The following is a 22,193-nucleotide window of genomic DNA, read 5'->3' as shown; positions in this document are numbered from 1 at the left end:
TGCTTGCCGCGGAGAGCGGGGCGACGCGTCAGATAGGACAGGCGTGCTGCCCTAACGACTGCACATTTGCATAATTCCAAACTGTGAGCAAGCGCCTTTGCCACCATTCCGTCACAGAAAATAGGAAATTTCCAACTTTTGTATAGGAAAGCGTAGGAAAGCAGTATCTGCCGGCTCATTCACGGCGGGCGATGAAGTCAAACAGGTGCCAGTGCTTGGTGCCGCCGCGCAGGGTTTGGCTATTGGGGTCGTCTTCTTCCCGAAAGGCCAGAACATTAAGCGGAGCGAGCAGGGCCTGGGCGGCGGCGGCCGAGTGAAATGTCATGCCCGGCAGGCCCACCCATTCGTCGCGATCGCCGAAGAACTGTCCCACAAGGATGCCCTGCGGTCTCAACGAGGCGAGAATGGCGGCGAACACCCGGTCAAAATGATCGGGCGGGATGAAGGGTAGGGCATATTGCGCGCTGACCAAGTCATAGGCACCCACCGGGAAGGCGTGATCTTCAAAGCGAGAGATAGCGTAGGTAAAACGATCGGCGGGCAACGTATCGGCGGTGGCCTGCGCGATTGGTGCGCCGTCCACAGCGGTAACCTCAGAGAAGCCGGCATCGAGAAGAAAGCGGGCGTCGTTCAGGGCACCTGAGCCGATATCGATGGCCGTGTCGCGTGCAGCTGCAAGACCGGCGGCCTCAACCAATAGCGGTCGCGGTGGCTGGTTTCTGGCGCTCTCGGCGTATTTGTACCAGCGCTTGAACGTTGGGTCCGTCATGCCCGAATTGTGGTTGGATGACGTGACCGGCGCAACTGAAAAGGCGCAGCCCTTGCGGACTGCGCCCTCATCGTCACCGGGAGGTGTCGTTGGTCTACGGGACCAGCCGACGCGGAAGACTGCGCGGCTAGTTAACCGACTTGTCCTCGATCGTGGGCTGGGTGCCGCCATTGATCTGGATCGAACGCGGCTTCTTGCTTTCGGGCAGCTCGCGCTTCAGTTCCAGATGCAGCAGGCCGTTCTCGAGAGTGGCGCCGTGGACCTCGACATAGTCGGCAAGCTGGAAGCGCAGTTCGAAGGCGCGCTCGGCAATGCCGCGATGGAGGAATTCACGGGCTTTCTCAGCGGTATCGGCAGGCTTGGCGCCCTTCACGACCAGGCTGTTTTCCTTGGTCTCGATGGCAATGTCGCCATTGGCGAAGCCGGCAACGGCGATCGAGATGCGGTAGGCGTCTTCGCCGGTGCGCTCGATATTGTAGGGAGGATAGGTCTTGGCTTCCTGCCCAACAAGGTTGTCGAGGCGGTTGAAGACGCGGTCAAAGCCGACGGTGGAGCGATAGAAGGGGGAAAAATCGATGGTCTGCATGTCACATTCTCCTGTGAGCAACGTGGATGTCCCGGTGGTCTCGTCAGCGCTCCCAGCAATAGGCGAGCGGTGATGCGCGAGGTCGGGGTTCCCGGGTAACCCGGCGAACGATTGAAATATGGGGGACCGATTTTCCGGTTCAAGGGGGTCAGTTTGTTGCAGAAATTGGCACATGCGCGATGTCATTCCGGCGGAGGCCGGAATCCAGCTTGAGGTTGCCATTCGAGCTTAGCTCTCATGGCCTTCTTGCCTAAAATCGCTCCACTGGAGCCATTTTGCCTGCGGCCCGGCTAGAAGATTCTGAACCGAATATGAACGGTCCAGTCCGTTCGAGTTCAGGCTGGCGGGGCTATAACGGGGCATGTGCTGAGGGACACCTCTTCACAACCCCAATGCGGCTCCGTCACCCGCCCCCCGCACGGGCCGCAAATAAAGGAAGCCAGCGTACCTCAAAAGGTGCGCTGGTTTTCTTTTGGCAACGGCTCTGGTGTAAGACAGGATACTCTCGCCGGGGATGCCCATGAACGCCGTTGTCGACCCGAATGGACCTGATCTGGTCAATATTCCGACCAACCCCATTCCCGAGGGCGCGCGCGCCGGCTTCTTCAAGACCAGCGACAATGTGCAGTTGCGCTATGCGCTGTGGCCGAAATCGGAGGGAGCGCATCGCGGGACGATCTGTCTCGTGCAGGGGCGTACCGAATTCATCGAGAAGTATTTCGAGACGATTGCCGATTTCCGCCGGCGGGGGTTTTCTGTCGCGACCTTCGACTGGCGTGGGCAGGGTGGGTCGGACCGGCTGATCGGCAACAAGAAGCTCGGCTATGTCGACAAGTTCGAGGATTACTGGACTGACCTGAGGAGCTTTCACGGCGAAATCCTGCTGCCCGATTGCCCGCCGCCCTTCTATCTGGTGGGCCATTCGATGGGCGGGCTGGCCTCGCTCCATGCAGGGGCCAATGACCGGCTGATGTTCGACCGCATCTTCCTGTCGGCGCCGATGGTAGCGCTCGATCGTCAGCCGCTGAGCATGGCCGGCATGGCCAAGGTCGCCGAAGCGCTGAGTTTTGTCGGACTGGGGCGGATGCCCATCGCCCGCAAGGCGGACAAGCCGGCGTCCGAGACGACATTCCCGGGTAACCCGCTGACGTCCGACCTGATCCGCTATATGCGCATGGTCGACGTGGTGAAGGCGCGGCCGGGGCTGGAGATCGCGGCACCCACAGTACGCTGGGTGGCCGCGGCGATGGAGGCCATGGCCGAAGCCAATCGCGACAGTTTTCCCGCCCGGATGCGGACGCCGCTGTTGATGCTGGCGGCGGCGCGGGACGAGGTTGTATCGGCTGCGGCGATCGAGCGGCTGGGATTGCGGATGCGCACCGGGCGGCATGTAGTGATCGCAGGCGCGCGGCATGAACTGTTCATGGAAAACGACATGATCCGTGGACAGGTATTCGCGGCGTTCGACGCGTTTATTACCGAACAGAGCACGTAGGGGCAGGATGGTTCCCACCCACAGTCGCTTCCCTCGGCTTGACCCGAGGGTCACTCTCAACACGGCACAAACGGCGAATAGCTCTCGGATCAAGTCCGAGGGAAAGCCCGTGTTGGGTGGAAGCGTGCCTCCCTAGTTCGCGTTGACCAGCGCCAGCGCCTTTTCCAGTAGTTCCGGGGTCGCGGCGGCGACGACGTCGCCGCCCGGCGTGGGTTCGCTGCCGTCCCAGCAGGCGATGGCGCCGCCGGCTTCGCGGATGATCGGGACCAGCGCAGCGATGTCGTAAGTGTTGAGGAACGGCTCGATGACGAGGTCGGCATGGCCTGCCGCGAGCAGGGCATAGCCGTAGCAATCCATGCCAAAGCGCTGCAGCCGGGTGGCCGATTCCACGGCTTCCCACTTGGCCCAGTGCTCCCCCTTGAACAGGTTCGGCGTAGTGGTGAAGACGCGGGAAGGCGCCAGCTCGGTCTGGCCGCTCGTGCGGTTGGGGATAATAGTGGTGCCGCCGCGGCGATAGGTGGAGCGGCCGGGGATGGCGAGGAAGGTCTCGCCGATGAAGGGCTGGCTCATGAGGCCGGCAATGGCGACGCCGTCCTCGGCGAAGCCGATCAGCGTGCCCCAGACCGGTGCTCCGGAGATGAAGGCGCGGGTGCCGTCGACCGGGTCGATGATCCAGGTATAGGGGCTGTCGCCGCTCGAGCCCCATTCCTCGCCGATGATGGCGTGATCTGGGAAGGCTTCGGCGATGACGGCGCGGATGGCGGTCTCAGCACCACGATCGGCCTCGGTCACGGGATCGAACCCGACCTGGTATTTGTTGTCGATCGCCAGGGCGGTGCGGAACAGCGGCAGGGTCCGTGTCGCGGCGGCATCGGCGGCAGCCAGCAGGGTGGCTTCGATTTTGGCGAGATCGATGGTCATGGAAGGGTCCGGGCCACGACCTCGTGGTTCGACGAGCGCACCATGAGGTCTACTGAGGTAGGTTCTTCTATCTACGGGGTCATTTCCGCGAAAGCGGGAATCTTTCCTGGGTGGTCTGCAAAGGTGGATTCCCGCTTTCGCGGGAATGACGTCGCAGGTGGGAGCGGTAAAGCTACTCCGCCGCCAGCTTCTCCGGGATGGGCTGGCTGCCGGCGAGGGCGACGAGGTCGAGTCCGATCAGGGCGAAGATCAGGCGTTCGATCAGGCCTTTGACGGCGTCGAAGCTGTGATTTTTGGCGAGCGTGACTTCGTTCATATAGAGGTGCCGGCTGATCTCGATCTGGAGCGCATGCACGCCATGCTGCGGGCGACCGTAGGTGCGCGTGGCAAAGCCGCCGGCATAGGGCCGGTTGCGGGCGACCTTGAGGCCAGCGCCGGTGAAGATGGTTTCGACCAGATCGACCAGGCCCGGGGCGCAGGTAGTACCATAGCGGTCGCCGAGCACGATATCGGGTGCGGCCATCTCGCCGGAACGGCTGATGCGCGGCATGGAGTGACAATCGATCAGCAAGGCGACACCGAAAGCGGTGATGGCTTCGCTCAGCAGCTTTTGCAGAGCGGCGTGGTAAGGGTGGTAGATGCCCTCGATGCGCATGCGGGCATCGTCGAGGGTCAGGCGTTCGCGATAGATGGGCTTGTTCTCGGCGACGACGCGCGCCAGCGTGCCGAGGCCCGCCGCCACGCGCGGCGAGGTGGTGTTGAATCGGTCGGACAGCGGCTCGACGAACATGGCCGGGTCGAGCTCCCAGGGCTCTCTGTTCACGTCGAGATAGGCGCGGGGGAAGTGGGCCCGGAGCATGGGTGCGCCGAGATGAGGCGCGCGGCCGAACAATTCATCGACCCAGGCGTCTTCGGATTGGCGGATCGACAGATGGTCGAGCCGGGTCATGCCGAGGAAACGCTCCGGATAGACGCGACCGGAATGGGCAGAGTTGAACACAACCGGGGCGACCAACCGGCGCGGCCGGATGGTTTCAAATGCTGGCTGATCCCAATAGTCGGACCGCACGCTGCCTCCCCATAGGGCGTCCGTTTGCCGGGCGCCATCGTGATTTGCTTAGTTAGTGTCGTCCTTTACGCACTGCTTGTCCAGATTGTCGCAAAATTGCGCGGCCAAAATCGGCTTGCGGTTGCGAAGTCGCAAACTTCGCTTAAACATCGCGCTATAGAGTGCGACTCAATACACCCCAAGCCAGAATGGCCGGAGAGGTTTCATGAAGCGAATTCTGCTCGCTGAAGACGATAACGACATGCGCCAGTTCCTGACGCGCGCACTCAAGAACGCCGGCTATGAAGTGGTGTCGTTCGACAACGGGCTGTCGGCCTATGAACGCCTGCGCGAGGAACCCTTCTCGCTGCTGCTCTCCGATATCGTGATGCCCGAAATGGACGGCATCGAGCTGGCGCGCCGCGCCACCGAACTCGATCCCGATCTCAAGGTCATGTTCATCACCGGCTTTGCCGCGGTGGCGCTCAACCCCGACAGCGACGCCCCTAAGGATGCATCGGTGCTGAGCAAGCCGTTCCACCTCAAGGATCTGGTCAACGAAGTCGAGCGGCTGCTGGCAGCGTAGGCCCAAGGTTCGATCGCATGTAATCCCCGCGAAAGCGGGGATTTTTGTTTTAACCCGTGAACGTCCAGTCGACACCCTCCCCCTTGCGGGGAGGGATCAAGGGTGGGGTGGGTAAGCCTCGATGTCGGCTCTCGCACCCCCACCCTAGTTTCGCTACGGCCGGCGTTTGGCGTGGAGTCGCACTTTCCACAAAGGCTGATAAGCCCCCTTGACCCCTCCCAGCGTTTTATGGTCTATCCGCGCCACTGGAACGGCTTCGCGGTCGATCCATCCCGGAGAGATGGGCGTATAGCTCAGCGGGAGAGCACCTCGTTGACATCGAGGGGGTCACAAGTTCGATCCTTGTTACGCCCACCATCTCTCTAAGACTTTCGCCAATGGCGACGGGAGTATAGCTCAGCGGGAGAGCATTCGCTTCACACGCGAAGGGTCACAAGTTCAATCCTTGTTACTCCCACCATCCCTTTTTCTCGTGATGCCGGTCTGCAAACGGCAGTCGCCTGCGCTTCCGGTGCTCACGTACCAGTGTACGCTCCGCTCCGGTTCTCGCCGACCGCCGTTTTCGACTCGGCCTGACGAGAAAACCTGACTGAGAGATCGTGCCTCATATCCACAGTTCGTCACCCTCGGGCTTGACCCGAGGGCTCTTCACTTGCAGCACTCGGGATTGGTGTAGACCGCCTGGCAGGCGGCGCTACGCGGCATCACCTTCGACGAAAATCTCTTCGTTGCCGTCGATGTAATCGTCGAACAGCACGGTGGTGCTGTCCTCGGTGCCGAGCACGAAGGCCATCTGGCCGGGGCCGGCGAGGCGGCGCATGGGGACGTTGGGCTGGTCCACGGTGCACGAATAGTGGCCGCCTGACAGGGTGGTGAAGGGCAGGCCGCGCCAGATGGCGGTCGAGGTCAGGTGCACGTGGCCAGCGATGACCTGGCGGATATCGGGGTGGGTCTTGAGGGCATTGATGAACGCATCCGGCTCGAGGATGCGGATCGAATCCGACTCGATATGCAGTGCATTGGCATTGTGGTGCAGGATGACGATGACCGGACGGTCCGTGGCCTCCGCCAGCCTGGCGCGCAGCCACTCGATCTGGCCGGCTTCGAGCACGCCATCGACGCGACCGGGCTCGGAGGAATCGAGCAGGATGATGCGGTAGCCCTTGATGTCGATGACCTTATCCACCTTGCCGGTCTCGGCGATGAAGCCGTCGCCGAAAACGGACAGGAACGCGGCGCGGTCGTCGTGATTGCCCAGGGTGATGTGCACCGGAATCGGCAGGTGGGCGATGATGGCCTTGAGCCGCTCATAGGCCGAGGGCTGGCCCAGATCGGCGAGGTCGCCGGCCAGCACGCAGAAGTCGGCATCGCCATAGCGCGCGACTACGGCGGCGACGGCCTGCTCCAGCCGGGCGCCGGTATCGAGCGTCATCGACAGCTCGCCTTGCGGCATCACATGCAGATCGCTCATCACCACGAATTTCAGCGTCATCGAATGTCTCTCATATTTGATGGCGGACCTCCTAGAGGCCCCGCGTGACCGGCCCGTGACAGGGCTCACCACATCGTCTGTTTCGCCCGTTCGGGCCAGGCCTTGTCGTAGGCCTCGCCGCCGACCTGGTTTTCGGTCATCGCGGCAAGAATTTCGCCGGGAGTGGGGAGGGTCTTGGGATCGAGATGGCGCGCGGGGTTCCAGAGCTCCGAGCGGACGATGGCGCGGGCGCATTGGAAATACAGCTCGTCGATCTTCATAACGATGACCGAGCGCGGCGGCTTGCCCTCGACTTCGAAACTGTTGAGCAAGTCTGGATCGATGCTGAGGTGGGCGCGGCCATTAGCGCGGAAGGTGGTGCCGCTGCCGGGCAGGAGGAAGAGGAAGGCGACGCGTGGGTCGCGCACGATGTTGCGCAGCGAATCGATGCGGTTATTGCCGCGCCGGTCGGGCATCATCAGCGTTTCGTCGTCATGGATGCGGACGAAGCCCGGCTGATCGCCGCGCGGTGAGCAATCGATGCCCTCGGGGCCAACCGTCGCCAGGGCCGCAAACGGGCTGGCCTCGATGAGGCGCCGGTACTGCGGCGTCATGCGGTGGGCGACCTTGACGGTCGAGGCGGCAACGGGGGCGGGGGTGTAGAGCGCTTCAAGCTGCTCCACGGAGGTGATGATGGACATCTCAGAGCCTTGGGGCAGACATCAGCAGGACGTGATGCGTCGGGCGGGTATGGGCGGGATGTAACTGATCCTATATTGCTTGCGAATGACAGTGCGACGAGAGTCTATTTTTTGCGTTTCGTAATCGCAGAGCCGGTCTAGGCTTTGCCTGAAACGCCCCCAAGGAGTGATGCCATGGACACCCATGCCTTCAAGGTGAACCGCACCGATGCCGAGTGGCGGGCCAAGCTGACGCCGGAGCAGTATCAGGTGATGCGTGGTCACGGGACCGAACGGCCCGGATCGTGCGCGCTGCTGTATGAGAAGCGCTCCGGCACCTTCAGCTGTGCAGGTTGCGACAGCCCGCTATTCGAGTCCAAACTCAAGTTCGAGAGCGGCACCGGCTGGCCGAGCTTCAACGATCCGGTGGCCGGCTCGGTCGAGACGACCACCGACAAGAGTTACGGTATGGTGCGCACCGAAGTGCACTGCGCCACCTGCGGCAGCCATCTGGGCCACGTGTTTCCCGACGGTCCGCCGCCGACCGGCCTGCGCTACTGCATCAATGGCGTGGCGCTGAACTTTACGCCTGCGGCGTGAAGTTTTCGGCAAATCTCTCCATGCTCTACCCAGAGCATGGATTTCTCGACCGGTTTGGCGCCGCGGCGGCCGATGGCTTCCGCGGCGTCGAGTTTGTTTCGCCCTATGACTATCCGCTAGAGATCATTGCCGACCGACTGGAGCAGCATGAGCTCGAGTTGGTGTTGTTCAATTCGCCGGCCGGCGACTGGGCGGCCGGCGAGCGCGGGATTGCCTGCCATCCGGGGCGGGAGGAGGAGTTCGCCGAAGGGATCGAGACGGCGGTTCGCTACGCGCAGGCGCTGGGCTGTGCGCGTGTGCATGTGATGGCTGGCATCGTGCCTGATGGTGTCGATCACGACGATGCAGAATGGGCACTGGTGGGCAATCTGCGCCATGCAGCCGCGGCGTTGGAGCGGCATGGGATCATGGCGCTGCTGGAGCCGATCAACCAGGTGGATATGCCGGGCTTTGCCGTGTCGACGACCGATCACGCCGAGCGGGTGATGGCGAAGGTGGGGCATGCCAATCTGCGGTTGCAGTGTGATTTCTACCATATGGAGATAGTGCAGGGCCGGCTGCTGCAGAATTTCGAGCGGCTGTTGCCCGACATTGGGCACGTGCAGATCGCCGATGTGCCGGGGCGGCATGAGCCGGGGACAGGGCGGATCGACTATGCAGCGGTTTTCGCCGGGATCGAGCGGCTGGGGTATGACGGTTGGATCGGCGCCGAGTATCGGCCGACCGCCGGGACCAGCGAAGGGCTGGGGTGGATGCGGCGCTAGGTGCCGCGGGGCTTGGCCTTCGCCGTTGCTGCCGCGTTCACCGGGTCGTCCGGCCAGAAGTGGCGGGGGTAGCGCCCTCTAAGGTCCTTGGCGACATCCCTCCACGAGCCACGCCAGAAGCCGGGCAGATCGCGGGTGGTCTGGATCGGACGATGGGCCGGGGAGAGCAGGATAAGCAGCAGGGGCACCTTGCCACCGGCCACGGAGGGGTGGCGATCGAGGCCGAAGAGTTCCTGCACCCGCACCTCCAGCGCCGGGCCGTTTTCGGCGGCGTAGTCGATGGGCAGGTGGCTGCCGGAGGGGGCAGCGAAGTGGCTGGGCAGCAGCCTGTCGATTTCCTGGCGCGGGCTCCAGGGCAGGAGCAGGTCAAGGGCATTGTCAAGATGGGCGGCGGTGATGGCCGCAAGACGAGTTTCGCCCAGAATGTGCGGCGCGAGCCAGACTGGGTCGGCAGCAAGGGCCACATCGGACAGATCAGGCCATACATCGCCCAGGGTCTGGCGCAGGTAGACGGCGCGGGCGCGCAGGGCCTTATGCTCCTTGGTCCAGGGTAGCGTTTCGGGGCGCCTCAGCGCGGCTTCGGCCAGAAGGATGGCGGCCTGTTCGAGATCGGTCACCGGGACGGGATCGTCGGCGAGGCGGAGAGCATCGAGTTGGCGGATGCGGCGGGCGCGGACGCTGCCCGATGCAGGATCGAAGCTCAGGGTTTCGGTCGCGGTAATGCGGTGGGCGAAGAGGACCTCTAGGTCGGTTCGGTCAAGGGCGGCTGCAGCGCGGATGCGCGATGTGGCCGCGGCGCCGGTAACGTCCGTCACGACGAGAAACGCCTGGCCGGCGAGCGCGTCGGTGGCGTCGAGGCTAGCCTGGCGGCCATTGGCGAGGCGGAATTTTCCGCGCGGGCCGGCGGCCTGGGCGATGCGATCGGGATAGGCGCGGGCGAGATGGCGGCCAGCCGGCAGGTTGCCGCCGCTGCTGCCGCCAGCGAGGTTGGCCCAGCGACGGGCGAGGGCGCGGGCGTCGTCGGCGCGTTTGCTACGGTCGGTGCGAAAGCGGTCGAGGCGATGGGCGAGATCGGTGCCGTCGCCGCCCAGACCGCGCTCGCCGATGAGGACGGCAAGCTCGGCGGCGGTGCGCGCATCGTCCTCGGTGGCAGCCGCGACGACCATGTGGGCGAGGCGCGGATGCAGGGGCAGGCGGGCGAGCGCCTTGCCGTCGGACGTGATGCGGCCCGACGCATCGAGGACGTCGAGCGATTTGAGCAGGGCGATGGCTTCGGTCCAGGCCGGCGCGGGTGGCGGATCGAGGAAGGGCAGGGCGGCCGGGTCGGTGACGCCCCAATTGGCGAGATCGAGCGCCAGGCCAGCAAGATCGGCGGCGAGGATTTCGGGCGTGTCAAAGGGTGCCAGCGCTGCCGTCTGGCCCTCGTTCCACAGGCGGATGGCCACGCCGGGGCTGGTGCGGCCGGCGCGGCCGCGGCGCTGGTCGGCGCCGGCGCGGGAGACGCGGCGGGTTTCGAGCGTGGTGAGGCCGGTGCCCGGTTCATAGGCCGGCACGCGGCGGAAACCGCTATCGACGACGATGCGCACGCCATCGATGGTGAGCGAGGTCTCGGCAATGGAAGTAGCCAGCACGACCTTGCGGCGGCCGGGTTCGGCCGGGCGGATGGCGCGATCCTGCTCCGATGGCGTGAGCTGGCCGTAGAGCGGCGCGATATCGGTACTGGCGGGGACGCGGCCGGCGAGGCGTTCGGCCACGCGGGTGATCTCGCCCTGACCGGGGAGGAAGACCAGCGCCGAGCCTTCATGCTCACGCAGGGCCGCGAGGACGGCCTCGGTCACCTGGTCTTCGAGACGCTTGAGCGGATCGGGTTCGCGATGAAACGTTTCGACCGGAAAGGCGCGGCCTAGGCTTTCGATCACCGGGGCCTTGTCAAGAAGATCGGCAACGCGGGCACCGTCGATCGTGGCCGACATGACGAGCACACGCAGATCGAGGCGGAGGGCTGCGGCATCGAGCGTCAGGGCAAGACCGAGATCGCCGTCGAGACTGCGCTCGTGGAACTCGTCGAAGATGACTGCGGCGATGCCGGTCAATTCAGGATCGTCGAGCAGCATGCGCGTGAAGACGCCCTCGGTGACGATTTCGACGCGCGTTTTGGCACTGACCCTCGAATCCATGCGCACGCGATAGCCGATCGTCTGGCCCACCTCTTCGCCAAGCAGGCGGGCCATCTGGCCGGCGGCGGCGCGGGCCGCCAGGCGGCGGGGCTCGAGCATGATGATGCGGTGGTCGCTTCGCCATGGGGCGCCGAGCAGGGCGAGTGGCACACGCGTGGTCTTGCCCGCGCCGGGTGGAGCGACGAGGACCGCATAGGGGCCAGCCGCAAGCGCGGATTGCAGTGCCGGCAGGGCGTCATCGATGGGGAGGGGTGGCAGCAGCATCAGGATTCCGCGTTTGCGGGTGCTTACCCCCACCCCAGCGGCCACTCAAGCTCTGCTTGGCATTGGTCGGCTCGAAACTCGGCAAGGGACGCGATCAACCTTGCATCTGACAGGGTTCCTCGCTTTGGCGAGGAGGGTTAGGGTGAGATGGTTTGGCAAGGGGACTAGTATGCAATTGACCCGTATCGGCAATGAGCATCTGAGCGTCGAGATTTCCCCCATGGGCGCGGAGATGCAGTCGATCGTCACCAGCGACGGGCAATCCTGGCTGTGGGATGGCGATGCGGCGTTCTGGAGCGGGCGCTCGCCAGTGCTATTCCCGATCGTCGGCAAGGCACCCAATGATCACGTGAGCATCGAGGGCCATCGGTATCCGATGGGCCAGCACGGCTTTGCCCGGCGCAGCGAGTTCGAACTGGTGGCGAGCGGGCCCGATCACTGCCTGTTCGAGCTGCAATCGAGCCAATCGAGCTGGAGCATCTTTCCGTTCGATTTCAGTCTGGTGCTGGAGCATCGGCTGGACGGCAGGAGCGTGGTGGTCACGGCCGAGGTGATGAACACCGATCATCGGCCCATGCCGTTCGGCATCGGTTTTCATCCCGCCTTCGTCTGGCCGCTGCCCGGCTGTGAAGGGCAGGAGCACCGGGTGACGCTGGACAATGGCGGCGAGCCGGATTTGATCCGCCTGTCGGGCGGGCTGGTGCGACCGGAGCCGCTGCCGTCGCCGTTCAGCAAGGGTGAACTGGTGCTGGACCACGAGCTGTTTGTCGCCGACGCTATGTTGTTCCCCGAAGGGGCCGGGGCGGGGCTGCGTTATGCGGCGGGCAGCAAGGCGATCCGGTTCACTTGGGAAAACCTGCCAAACCTGGCGCTGTGGTCGAAGGCGGGGGCGCCGTTTATCTGCCTTGAGCCTTGGCACGGCACCGCAGCGGCAATTGATGGCAGCGATGCGCTGGCAGAGCGGCCGTATGGCGAGGTGCTAGGGCCGGGGGCTACGGGACGATATAGCTTCAGGGCGGAGTTCGTGGGGTAGGCGCATCGCATATGCGCCGAGAACCCCTCACCCTGACCTTCCGTTGAACGCGTCAGGTCGTCCCTCTCCCACAAGGGGGCGAGGGTGGCTCCACTCTTCGGTCGTTTCCCGAGTTCCCCTCTCCACTCATGGGAGAAGGTGCCCCCACGGGTCGCGCCCGAGGGCGGGTTCCGGGCGAATGAGGGGGCTAGCGCCGCACACCCAGCCGGGCCATTTTTTCGCTCAACGTGCGCCTGGGCACCTGCAGGGCATCGACCACGGCGGCGATGGAATCGCCATGCCGGGCCAGTTCGGCTTCGATAACGTGGCGCTCATAGGCGGCGACGCGGTCGGCGAGGCTGGCGGAGGACGGCATGGGTTTGGCGCGCGGGCCTAAAATGATGTCGAGCGAGCGGCCGGTGGCGTCGAGGCCAAGGGCGAAGCGGTCGGCGGCGGCTTTGAGTTCGCGGACATTGCCGGGCCAGTTGTGGATCAGCAAAGCGTTGATGTCGGCGGGGTGCAGTTGCGGCGCCGGCTTGTTGAAGCGTTGCGCGGCTTGCCCGAGAAAATGGTGGAACAGCAGCACGCTATCGTCGCCGCGATCGCGCAGGGGCGCCAGATGGATGGTCGCCATGTTGAGGCGGTAAAAGAGGTCGGCGCGGAAGCGGCCCGCTTCGCTTTCGGCGGCAAGATCAACCTTGGACGCGGCGACGATGCGGACGTCGAGCGGGATCTGCCGGTTGGAGCCGACGCGCTCGACCATGCGCTCCTGGATGACGCGCAACACCTTGGCCTGGGCCAGCAGGGGCATGGACTCGATCTCGTCGAGCAGCAGCGTGCCGCCATTGGCGAATTCAAACTTGCCGATGCGCTTGTCGCGGGCGCTGGTGAAGGCGCCAGCCTCGTGGCCGAACAGCTCGGATTCGATCAGTTCGGCGGGGATGGCGGCGCAATTGACGGCGACGAAGGGGCCTTTGCTGCGCGGCGAGAAATCGTGCAGGCAGCGCGCGACGACTTCCTTGCCGGTGCCGGTTTCGCCCAGGATGATCACATCTGTGGGGATGGATGCCAGTTCGCGGATGACGTGGCGAAGATCGTCCATGACTCGAGAGGAGCCGACGAGGCGGGTGGCGAGTTCGGTTTCGCCGCCATCGAGTCGGCGGCGCAGGTCGGCGACCTCGCGTTTGAGGCCGGCCTGTTCGGCGGCGCGGCGCAGCGTCTTGACCAATTGGTCGGGCACATAGGGCTTTTGCAGGAAATCGAAGGCCCCAGCGCGCATGGCTTCCACGGCCATGGGTACGTCGCCGTGGCCGGTGATGAGAATGACCTCGGTGGCGAGGGCGCGCTCGCGGACGGTGCGCAGCAGGTCGAGGCCCGACAGGCCGGGCATGCGGACATCGGTCAGCACGACATGCGGGCGCACGTCGTCGAGCATGGCGAGGGCCTGGCCAGCATCGTTGGCCACATGGGTGGTGAAGCCCGAGAGGCGCAGCCACTGCTCAAGCGCGGTGCGCACCATTTCTTCGTCGTCGACGATGAGAACCACGGGGTCGGTCATGCGGAAATCTCTTTGGTTTGGGCTGGCTGTACGGCCAGCGGGAGCCGGACCGTGAAGGTGCTGCCTTTGCCCGGGCGGCTCTCCACCATGATGGCGCCGCCGATATCGCGGATGAGGCCGTAGGAAATCGAGAGGCCAAGGCCGAGGCCGCGGCCGGCTTCCTTGGTGGAATAGAAGGGGTCAAAGAGGTTGGACAATTCGGCCGCCTCGATGCCCGAGCCGGTATCGGCAACGGCGACTTCGACACTGCGGGCATTCTTCTTGAGGCCGATGGAGAGCACGCGAATGGGGCTGTGTTCCATGGCGTCGGCGGCGTTGGCGACGAGGTTGATCAGCACCTGTTCGAGATGGATCGGATTGCCTGTTACTGTGAGCTTGCCGCGGTGGCGGCGGTATTCGACGTCGATGCCGAAGGCCTTCAGCTTGTGGTCGACCAGGTCGAGCGCGTTGGCGATGACGGTGCCGATATCGGCCTGCGCCTCGACGCGGGTCTCCTTGCGGGCGAAGGTCTTGAGGTGGCCGGTGAGCGCGGCGAGGCGATCGACCACCTTGTCCATCGCGGTGAGGATGGCGCCGATATCGGCGTCATCGTGCCTGCTGGCGATGAGTTTGGCGCTGGCCAGGTGCGTGGTCAGCGCCGCTACGGGCTGACTGACCTCGTGCGCGACGCCGGCAAGGGCCTGGCCGAGGCTGGCCATCTTGGCCGCCTGCACCAGGCCGTGCTGGGCCTCGCGCTCGGCCTTTTCGGCGCGGATGCGGTCGGCAATCTCCTCGCGCAATGCCTCGTTGGTGATGTGCAGATCCTCGGTGCGTTCGGCGACGCGTTGCTCGAGCCGCTCATGATCGGCGAGGCGCTGGGCGACGATGCGCCGGCGCTGCATGAGCAGCACGACGATCAGCAGCAGCGCCGATGCACCCAATGCTGCCGCGGCGGCCGCGGTCCAGGCGTCGCGGAACAACGGGCCAGTGGGGGTGAAGGAGACCAGTCGCCATTGATGGGTGGGCAGGCGCAATTCGTCGACGATGAAAAAGCCGGATGCCTCGGGGTCGTCGCCGGCGATATAGGCGAACTGCGTGCCGCGCGAGGGCCAGATATCGGCGGCCACGGGCTCGGGGGCCATGCCGGCTTCGCCATACCGTCGCTCGCCGGCGATGCGGCTTGCCTCGCCGGGGTCGACGACTGTGAGCGGCCGGTAGCGCCAATCAGGGCGGGTTGAGAGGATGGTGACGTTGTTGACGTCGACAATGCCGATCAGCTCGCCCGAGCGCCACCAATTGGCTTCGATCTCGCCGAGATTGATCTTGGTGACGGCGACGCCGAGCGGGCCATCCTCCCCATCGATGCGACGCGTGAGGAAATAGCCGGCGACGCCGGTGACGGTGCCGACGGCGTAGAACTTGGCGTCGCCGTCGGCCATCGCCTCTTCGAAATAGGGCCTATAGGCGAGGTTCTCGCCGACGAAGCTGTCATAGGCCCACCAGTTGGAGGCGGCGACGACATTGCCATTGGCGGCCATGATGAAGAGTTCGCCGGCGCCGGCAGTGTCGTTGAGCTTGGAGAGGAAGCCGTTGGCCGTTTCGCGCAGGTCAGGGTTGGTGGGGTCGGCCAGGATGGCATGGGTTTCGGCGGCGAGCGCCATGCTTGAGGGCAGGTAGTGGAAGCGCTCGATGATGGCTTCAAGGGTGCGATCAAACAGCGCCAGACGGCGATCGGCTTGCTGGCCTGCGGCGGTGATGGCGCTTGCCAATGCCAGCTCGAAGGCGGCCCAGCCGGTGGCGAGAACGAGCGCGAGCGCCAGGCCCGCCAGCAGGAGCTGGCGGCGATGCAGCAGGTCGCGAAAGCCATAGCGGCTAGCCAAATATGCGGTCCTTGAGCAAGAAATTGCCGAAAACCGGCCGAGGTGTCGGCAAGTTCTTGCCGATTTTGCTAACACAGTCTCGCGCTTCTGCATATCAGCCTTGCGTTTCTGAGTTGGCACAGGGATTGCAATGACACTGGCAGGACGCGGCGGGGAGCCAGCGTCCAACCATTCCGGGAGGACAATCAATGAAAAAAACTGCATCCGCCTTTGCTGCCAGCATGCTGGCACTTGGCCTGAGCTTTGCTGGTTCGGCGCTGGCCCAGGACTATCCGACCAAGCCGATCACCGTCGTCGTGCCATTCTCGGCCGGTGGCCCGACCGACACCGTCGCGCGCCTCGTGGCCGAGGTGATGAGCCAGGATCTGGGTCAGCAGGTCGTGGTGCAGAATGTGGGCGGGGCTGGTGGCACCCTCGGCGCGGGCCAGGTCGCGACCGCGCCGAACGACGGTTACACACTGCTGCTACACCATATCGGCATGTCGACTGCGCCGACGCTCTATCGCAGCCTGCCCTATGACCCGACCACAGATTTCGCGCCGATCGGGCTGATCACGGCGGTGCCGATGACGCTGGTGGCACGGAAGGATTTCGAGCCGAACACGCTGGCCGAAATGATGGACTACATCAAAGCCAATGGTGAGAACGTGACCTATGCCCATGCCGGCATCGGCTCGGCCAGCCAGCTCTGCGGCATGCTGCTGATGGATGCGCTCGACGCGCAGATGACCACTGTGCCCTATCAGGGTTCGGGGCCGGCGATGACCGACATAATCGGCGGCCAGGTGGACATGATCTGCGACCAGACCACCAATACCACCAGCCAGATCCAGGCCAGTGAAGTGAAGGCCTATGGCGTGACCTCGCTCAACCGCCTGGGCAATTTGCCCGATCTGCCGACCACAAAGGAAGGCGGGCTCGATCTCGAAATCGGCGTGTGGCACGGGCTTTATGCCCCCGCCGGCACCGACCCGGCGATCGTCGAGCGGCTCGAGGCCTCGCTCAAGGTGGCACTGGCCAATGAAACCGTGGTCAGCCGTTTCGCCGAGCTGGGCACCTATCCGGTGACCGCCGACGAAGCCACGCCTGAAGCGCTGACCCAGACGCTGGCCAGCCAGATCGAACTGTGGCGCGCGGTGATCGAAGCCGCGGGCGTTTACGCAGACTAGCAATATCGGAGGGTGGGAATACCCCCACCCTCATTCCCTCCCCACAAGGGGGAGGGAAGCCACATTGAGTCTTGTTGAACTATCAGTCGTCTCCCTCCCCTTCGATGGGGAGGGATCAAGGGTGGAGTGGGCCAAGCACCCAAACTAGCGAAGCCCCCACGCCCGGCGCTGCACGCCGACCTCTCGCCCAAAGGGAGAGGTGAGGACAAAAAAATCGGGAGGGCGGCTCATGGCCACCAGTTTTTCGACCAAGGACCTCGTGTCAGGCGGTATTTTCGTGCTGGCCGGGGCCTATTTCGCGCTTGAGGCGCTGAACTACGAGGTGGGGACCGCCTTCCGCATGGGGCCGGGCTTCATGCCGCTGCTTCTCGGCACGGTGCTGGCGCTACTGGGATTGGGCGTGGCCGCCAGTGGCTGGAAGAAACCGGATACCGGCGAACAGTTCGCGCCGCCCTGGCGCGGCATGGCGCTGATCGTGGGCGTCATCATCTTCTTTGCCGCGACCATTCGCGGGCTCGGCTTCGTTCCCGTCGTGCTGATCTCGAGCTTTGTAGCGGCGCTCTCGAGCCGGCTCAATTCGCCGCTGTTCGCGCTGCTGCTGGCGGTGACGCTGACGGTGATGTGCACGCTTATCTTCGTGGTTGGGCTTGGCCTCTCGGTGCCGTGGTTCGGCCCCTGGCTTGGGATGTAGGAGCCGATCATGGACATTATCGCATCACTAGGCCTGGGTTTTTCGGTCGCGCTCGACCCGATCAATATTCTCTACTGCTTCATCGGGGTGCTGCTGGGGACGCTGGTCGGCGTGCTGCCCGGGATCGGGCCGACGGCGACCATCGCCATGCTGCTGCCGATCACCTTCTCGCTGTCGCCGGCCGGGGCGCTGATCATGCTCGCCGGTATCTATTACGGCGCGCAGTACGGTGGTTCGACCACCGCGATCCTCATCAACCTGCCCGGGGAGAGCTCGTCGGCGGTGACGGCGATCGATGGCTATCAGATGGCCAAGAAGGGCCGCGCCGGCCCGGCTCTGGCGACGGCGGCACTGGGGTCGTTCTTCGCGGGGACGGTGGCGACGCTGCTGCTGGCTTTCTTCGCCCCGCCCCTTGCCCGAGCGGCGCTCAACTTCGGGGCGCCGGAATATTTTGCGCTGATCGTGCTGGGCCTCCTGGTCTCCATTGCGCTGGCGCATGGTTCCATTCTCAAGGCATTGGCGATGATCGTGCTGGGGCTGCTGCTCGGCATGGTGGGTCAGGATATCTATACCGGCCAGCCGCGCTTCACCTTCGGTATTCGCGAGCTCTATTCGGGTCTCAACTTCGTCTCGGTGGCGGTGGGTGTGTTCGGCGTGGCCGAAATCCTGCGCAATCTCGAAAACGAGAAGGGTCGCGACGTGATGGTGAAGGCCGTCAAGAATCTGTGGCTTACCAAGGACGACTTCAAGCGCATTATCGGCCCGGTGCTGCGCGGAACGGCCTTGGGATCGCTGCTCGGCGTGCTGCCGGGGGGCGGGCATATCCTCTCGTCCTTCGCGTCCTATTCGACCGAGAAGCGGCTAAGCAAGACGCCTGAGGAATTCGGCCATGGCGCGATCGAGGGCGTGGCGGGGCCGGAATCGGCGAATAATGCGGCGGCGCAGACCTCGTTCATTCCACTGATGACGCTGGGCATCCCGGCGCATCCTGTGATGGCGCTGATGGTGGGTGCGTTCATCCTCCAGGGCATTACGCCCGGACCGAACGTGATCAACGATCAGCCGGCGCTGTTCTGGGGCATCATTGCCTCGATGTGGATCGGCAATATCCTCTTGGTGCTGCTCAACCTGCCGCTGATCGGGCTGTGGGTGAAGATGCTATCCATCCCTTATCGGGCGCTGTTTCCGGCCATCGTGCTGTTTGCCTGTATCGGGTGTTTCTCGATCAACCAGAACATCTACGACGTCTATGCGATCGCGTTCTTTGGGGTGGTTGGCTATGTGCTGATCCGCTTCGGCTGCGAGCCGGCGCCGCTGTTGCTGGGATTCGTTCTCGGACCGCTGCTGGAGGAGCATCTGCGGCGGGCGATGATTATCTCACGCGGCGATCCGATGATCTTCGTGACGCGGCCGATTTCGGCGACGCTGCTGGGATTGGCGCTGCTGGCGGTAGTGATCGCGGTGCTGCCGAGCATCAGGAAGAAGCGCAAAGAGGTGTTTGTAGAGGAGGATTGAGGCTCATCTACCAATATCCACGATCGTCACCCCCGGGCTTGACCCGGGGGTGTTTTACTTTCTGCATTCGGTAAGTGTAGAGCCCTCGGGTCAAGCCCGCGGGTGACGCCCTGGGAGACGGTAGAAGCGCTTATTCCGCCGCGCCGCGTACATCCACCATGGCATCAGGCCCATTGGGATCGCCGGGGGCCGTCTCCGCGCCCAGATCCGGAAATGCCACGACGCGGTTGTTGCGGAAGTCGAGGCGGACGACCAGGAGGCCGCGTTCTTCGAACCAGGTCAGGAGACGCCGGGCGCGGCTGGCGGAGTGGGTGCCGTAGAGGCGGGCCAGGGTGGCGTCGGAGGGGCAGGGGGCTGAGGTGACGGCGGCCTGCGCCAGCACCAGGAAGACACCCTGTACGTCCTCGGTCAGGGCTTCGGACATGGTCAGCGCTTGCTGCCAGGCGTCGCTGCTGGCGGTTTCGCTGTCGGGGGCGACGCGGGCGACGGCGAGTTTGCGCTTGAAGGCTGGCAAGGCGGGGGGCTCACCGGGGACGCGGCGGATGCGGCAACGGACGAGGAAATCCTGATAGAGCACGGCGACGGTGCGGAAGCTGGCGTCGGGATCACCCAGGAGTTCGGCCATGATGGCATCGATCTGGGCGTCGCGCTCGGCTTCGTCGATCTCGGGAAACAGGGTTTGCGGCGCGGCTTCGGCCTCGGGACGAGCGCGGGACAGTTGGGCCAGCAGCTCATTGGTCGAGGGTGGCGGCGGTGGCGCTGGGCGGCGCGTGATGGGGCGGGCCTGCTCTTCGGCCGTGGCGGTGAAGATCAGGTCGGCGGCGTCGACGGGCGCTTCGAAGGGTACGAGCTTGGGGCTGGTGGAGCGGGCCGAGGTTTCGACGGCGCCGATGGTGACCGGCAAAGGACGGCGGGAAATGGCGGGGCCGAGGGCGACGAAGTGGCCGCGGGCGAGGTCGCGGAACTGCTCGGCCTGGCGTTTTTCCATGCCCAACAGGTCGGCGGCGCGGGCCATGTCGATATCGAGAAAAGTGCGGCCCATCAGGAAGTTGGAGGCTTCGGCGGCGACGTTCTTAGCCAGCTTGGCGAGGCGCTGGGTGGCGATGACGCCGGCCAGGCCGCGCTTGCGGCCGCGGCACATGAGGTTGGTCATGGCACCGAGCGACAATTTGCGTGCTTCGTCAGATACCTCGCCCGCGGCGGCCGGGGCGAAGAGCTGGGCTTCGTCGACGACGACGAGGACGGGGTACCAGTAGTCGCGATCGGCATCGAACATGCCGCCGAGGAAGGCAGCGGCGGCGCGCATCTGCTGCTCGACGTCGAGCCCTTCGAGGTTGAGCACGACCGAGACGCGGTGCTGGCGGACGCGGGCGGCGATGCGGGTGAGCTCGGCTTCGGTGCGGGTGGCGTCGACCACGGTGTGGCCGTAGCGCTCTGACAGCGTTGTGAAATCACCCTCAGGATCGATGATGCATTGCTGCACCCATGGGGCCGATTGTTCGAGCAGGCGGCGCAGAAGGTGCGACTTGCCGGAGCCGGAATTACCCTGGACGAGCAGACGCGTGGCGAGCAATTCCTCGAGATCGAGCGTCGCGGGCGCGGCGCCCGTGGTTGCGCCCATGTCGATTGCTACCTTCATCGGGTCTCCGGATTGGCGGGTCACGTCCCGGTCAATCGGGAGGCACACACACGGCGAATTGGTTAGCACACTGTTAGCACTGACAGCGCCGATTCGGGAAAAGCAGCACAGCGGACTCACAGGTGTCGCGGCTAGCGCGTGGGGCGCGGTTCCCAGCCGGTCAGAGCGAGTTCCCAATCGGGGAACCAGGTGAGCAGCAGGATCTGAATTTGCCGGTCCCAGCCAAGGAAGATGGCGAGGCCGGTGAGGACGAGGATCAGTCCGAGGGCTTGCTGGATGCGATTGGCATGTCTTGTGAACCAGCCGAGCCGCTGCACCAGCGCGCGGCCGCCGAACATGATGGCGGCCATGGGCAGGGCGGTGCCGAGTGAAAAGGCGAGGGTGACGGCGATGGCGCCGGCATCGACCTGCTGGTTGAGCGCCAGCGTGATGACGGCGGCCATGATGGGGCCGACGCAGGGGCTCCAGGCCAGCCCGAGGCCGGCGCCGACGGCCAGGCCGCCACCGAAGCCTGAGGAAGGGCCACCGGCGGGGGCGCGGGAGGCGAGGGCGCCGGCGAGGCGCTCGAAGGCAAGGTGGAATTGCGGAATGGCGAGGACGAGGCCGAGCGCGATCAGCACCGCGCCGGCGAGGATGCGGTTGAGATCGGGCGGCACGCCGAGCGCGCGGACCAGGAAGCTGAGGGCAAGCGTCGCCGCGGTAAAGGCGCCGACGAAGCCGATGATGAGGCCGATCGGCCGCGCCTTTCCCTCCTGCGCAGCGCTGGCGAGGATGACCGGCAGCAGCGGCAGCACGCAGGGCGACAGCACCGTGATGATGCCGGCGAGAAAGGCAAAACCAATGGTCAGCAGCATGTCTAGCTGGCGCTATTGGCGTTGAGGCCGTCGACGCCGCCGCTGTTCCACGACTTGATGGCGGCGCCGGTGGTGTCGAGCAGGACGAAGGTGTCCTGATAGGTCACGCCATATTTGCCCTTGAGCGCGCTTTCCTTATCGTAATCGGCGATGACAAGGGTGAGGTCGGGATTGACCTCGGCCCAGCGGCTATTGAGTTCGGCCACGGTGGCGCGGCAATTGGGGCACCAGGCGGCAAAGAAGAACACGACGGTCTTGCCCTCGGCGGCCAGGGCATTGACCTGCGCTTCGCTCTCAAAGCTTAGCACGGTGGCGCGTGGCTCGGCCTGCTCGGTCGCCGGCGCCGTGGTCTGGGCGAAGGTGGGGATCGCAGCCAGCGACAGGATGGCGATGACGACAAGGCGAAGGAGGGAACGCATGGGACCAGCCTGGGCAATCGGTGTGTGACCGGCAGTATTACCCCAGCGGAGGCGCAAGCCCATCGTGGCAAAGGAACAATTCTTCGTTCAAATCTCTACCGATTGGATAGATTTTT

At 64.7% G+C, this 22,193-nt stretch carries 20 protein-coding genes and 2 tRNA genes; 10 read left to right on the top strand and 12 right to left on the bottom strand.

The annotated features are described in order from the left end of the window. Positions 1-175 precede the first annotated feature (175 nt). Complete coding sequence (locus tag MF606_RS17760; RefSeq protein ID WP_240230659.1) at positions 176-697, bottom strand: class I SAM-dependent methyltransferase; 522 nt, start codon at positions 695-697, stop codon at positions 176-178. Between the two features lie 199 nt (positions 698-896). After that, on the bottom strand, positions 897-1,355 hold the full coding sequence (locus tag MF606_RS17755) for an Hsp20 family protein (protein ID WP_240230658.1): 459 nt from the start codon (positions 1,353-1,355) through the stop codon (positions 897-899). A gap of 520 nt (positions 1,356-1,875) precedes the next feature. Here MF606_RS17755 and MF606_RS17750 point away from each other — a divergent pair. After that, positions 1,876-2,850, top strand: coding sequence for an alpha/beta hydrolase (locus MF606_RS17750; protein WP_240230657.1), 975 nt, complete (start codon positions 1,876-1,878; stop codon positions 2,848-2,850). Between the two features lie 132 nt (positions 2,851-2,982). Here the strand turns inward: MF606_RS17750 and MF606_RS17745 are convergent, their stop codons facing one another. Both MF606_RS17745 and MF606_RS17740 read right to left on the bottom strand, forming a co-directional pair. Beyond that, complete coding sequence (locus tag MF606_RS17745) at positions 2,983-3,771, bottom strand: inositol monophosphatase family protein (protein WP_240230656.1); 789 nt, start codon at positions 3,769-3,771, stop codon at positions 2,983-2,985. 172 nt (positions 3,772-3,943) lie between these two features. Beyond that, positions 3,944-4,840, bottom strand: a complete 897-nt coding sequence (locus MF606_RS17740) for an N-formylglutamate amidohydrolase (protein ID WP_240230655.1) — start codon at positions 4,838-4,840, stop codon at positions 3,944-3,946. Between the two features lie 205 nt (positions 4,841-5,045). On the opposite strand from MF606_RS17740, the gene cpdR reads away from it, so the two are divergent. The 3 genes from cpdR (at position 5,046) to MF606_RS17725 (ending at position 5,865) form a co-directional block, all read left to right on the top strand. Next, positions 5,046-5,405 (top strand): cell cycle two-component system response regulator CpdR, encoded by a 360-nt coding sequence (cpdR, locus tag MF606_RS17735; RefSeq protein ID WP_046105558.1) that lies wholly within the window; start codon positions 5,046-5,048, stop codon positions 5,403-5,405. 282 nt (positions 5,406-5,687) lie between these two features. Then, positions 5,688-5,762: transfer RNA gene (locus MF606_RS17730), tRNA-Val, on the top strand. Positions 5,763-5,790: 28 nt separating this feature from the next. After that, positions 5,791-5,865 (top strand) — tRNA-Val (locus tag MF606_RS17725). Positions 5,866-6,099: 234 nt separating this feature from the next. On the opposite strand, the gene MF606_RS17720 is transcribed toward MF606_RS17725, so the two are convergent. Further along, on the bottom strand, positions 6,100-6,897 hold the full coding sequence (locus MF606_RS17720; RefSeq protein WP_240230654.1) for a metallophosphoesterase: 798 nt from the start codon (positions 6,895-6,897) through the stop codon (positions 6,100-6,102). Between the two features lie 65 nt (positions 6,898-6,962). After that, entirely contained in the window at positions 6,963-7,577 is a 615-nt protein-coding gene (locus tag MF606_RS17715; protein WP_240230653.1) for a pyridoxamine 5'-phosphate oxidase family protein, read from the bottom strand. Positions 7,578-7,751: 174 nt separating this feature from the next. Between MF606_RS17715 and msrB the strand changes: the two genes are divergently transcribed. After that, positions 7,752-8,156 (top strand): peptide-methionine (R)-S-oxide reductase MsrB, encoded by a 405-nt coding sequence (gene msrB, locus MF606_RS17710; protein WP_240230652.1) that lies wholly within the window; start codon positions 7,752-7,754, stop codon positions 8,154-8,156. Further along, entirely contained in the window at positions 8,153-8,920 is a 768-nt protein-coding gene (gene otnI / locus MF606_RS17705) for a 2-oxo-tetronate isomerase (RefSeq protein WP_338084385.1), read from the top strand. The genes msrB and otnI overlap by 4 nt, the downstream gene beginning before the upstream one ends. Here the strand turns inward: otnI and hrpB are convergent. Next, positions 8,917-11,361 carry an ATP-dependent helicase HrpB gene (hrpB, locus tag MF606_RS17700; RefSeq protein WP_240230651.1) on the bottom strand — a complete coding sequence of 815 codons (2,445 nt, stop codon included), beginning with the start codon at positions 11,359-11,361 and terminating at the stop codon, positions 8,917-8,919. The two genes, otnI and hrpB, sit on opposite strands and share 4 nt — an antisense overlap. A 169-nt stretch (positions 11,362-11,530) precedes the next feature. Between hrpB and MF606_RS17695 the strand changes: the two genes are divergently transcribed. Further along, the gene (locus tag MF606_RS17695; protein ID WP_240230650.1) at positions 11,531-12,394 is read left to right on the top strand and encodes an aldose 1-epimerase family protein; all 864 of its coding nucleotides are present in this window, start codon (positions 11,531-11,533) and stop codon (positions 12,392-12,394) included. A gap of 187 nt (positions 12,395-12,581) precedes the next feature. Here MF606_RS17695 and MF606_RS17690 read toward each other — a convergent pair whose 3' ends face one another. Then, positions 12,582-13,931: a sigma-54-dependent transcriptional regulator gene (locus tag MF606_RS17690; protein ID WP_240230649.1), complete on the bottom strand. Its 1,350-nt coding sequence runs from the start codon at positions 13,929-13,931 to the stop codon at positions 12,582-12,584. Beyond that, positions 13,928-15,790 (bottom strand): ATP-binding protein, encoded by a 1,863-nt coding sequence (locus MF606_RS17685; protein WP_240230648.1) that lies wholly within the window; start codon positions 15,788-15,790, stop codon positions 13,928-13,930. The genes MF606_RS17690 and MF606_RS17685 overlap by 4 nt, the downstream gene beginning before the upstream one ends. A 188-nt stretch (positions 15,791-15,978) precedes the next feature. Between MF606_RS17685 and MF606_RS17680 the strand changes: the two genes are divergently transcribed. From MF606_RS17680 to MF606_RS17670, 3 genes are all read left to right on the top strand, one after another. Further along, a complete protein-coding gene (locus MF606_RS17680) occupies positions 15,979-16,959 on the top strand; it encodes a tripartite tricarboxylate transporter substrate-binding protein (protein ID WP_240230647.1) in 981 nt (326 codons plus the stop codon). Between the two features lie 229 nt (positions 16,960-17,188). Beyond that, a complete protein-coding gene (locus MF606_RS17675; RefSeq protein ID WP_240230646.1) occupies positions 17,189-17,650 on the top strand; it encodes a tripartite tricarboxylate transporter TctB family protein in 462 nt (153 codons plus the stop codon). Between the two features lie 9 nt (positions 17,651-17,659). After that, positions 17,660-19,165 (top strand): tripartite tricarboxylate transporter permease, encoded by a 1,506-nt coding sequence (locus MF606_RS17670; RefSeq protein WP_240230645.1) that lies wholly within the window; start codon positions 17,660-17,662, stop codon positions 19,163-19,165. A gap of 130 nt (positions 19,166-19,295) precedes the next feature. Here the strand turns inward: MF606_RS17670 and MF606_RS17665 are convergent, their stop codons facing one another. The 3 genes from MF606_RS17665 to MF606_RS17655 all read right to left on the bottom strand — a co-directional run bounded on the left by MF606_RS17665 (position 19,296) and on the right by MF606_RS17655 (position 22,077). Continuing rightward, entirely contained in the window at positions 19,296-20,804 is a 1,509-nt protein-coding gene (locus MF606_RS17665) for a helicase HerA domain-containing protein (protein ID WP_240230644.1), read from the bottom strand. A gap of 131 nt (positions 20,805-20,935) precedes the next feature. After that, positions 20,936-21,658 carry a cytochrome c biogenesis CcdA family protein gene (locus tag MF606_RS17660; RefSeq protein ID WP_240230643.1) on the bottom strand — a complete coding sequence of 241 codons (723 nt, stop codon included), beginning with the start codon at positions 21,656-21,658 and terminating at the stop codon, positions 20,936-20,938. 2 nt (positions 21,659-21,660) lie between these two features. Continuing rightward, on the bottom strand, positions 21,661-22,077 hold the full coding sequence (locus MF606_RS17655; protein WP_240230642.1) for a TlpA family protein disulfide reductase: 417 nt from the start codon (positions 22,075-22,077) through the stop codon (positions 21,661-21,663). Positions 22,078-22,193: the final 116 nt, after the last annotated feature.

The sequence above is a fragment of the Devosia lacusdianchii genome, from assembly GCF_022429625.1.
GTDB classification, from domain to species: domain Bacteria; phylum Pseudomonadota; class Alphaproteobacteria; order Rhizobiales; family Devosiaceae; genus Devosia; species Devosia lacusdianchii.
Note: the sequence above shows the minus strand (reverse complement) of the source record. Positions and strands in the feature narration are given on the sequence as shown.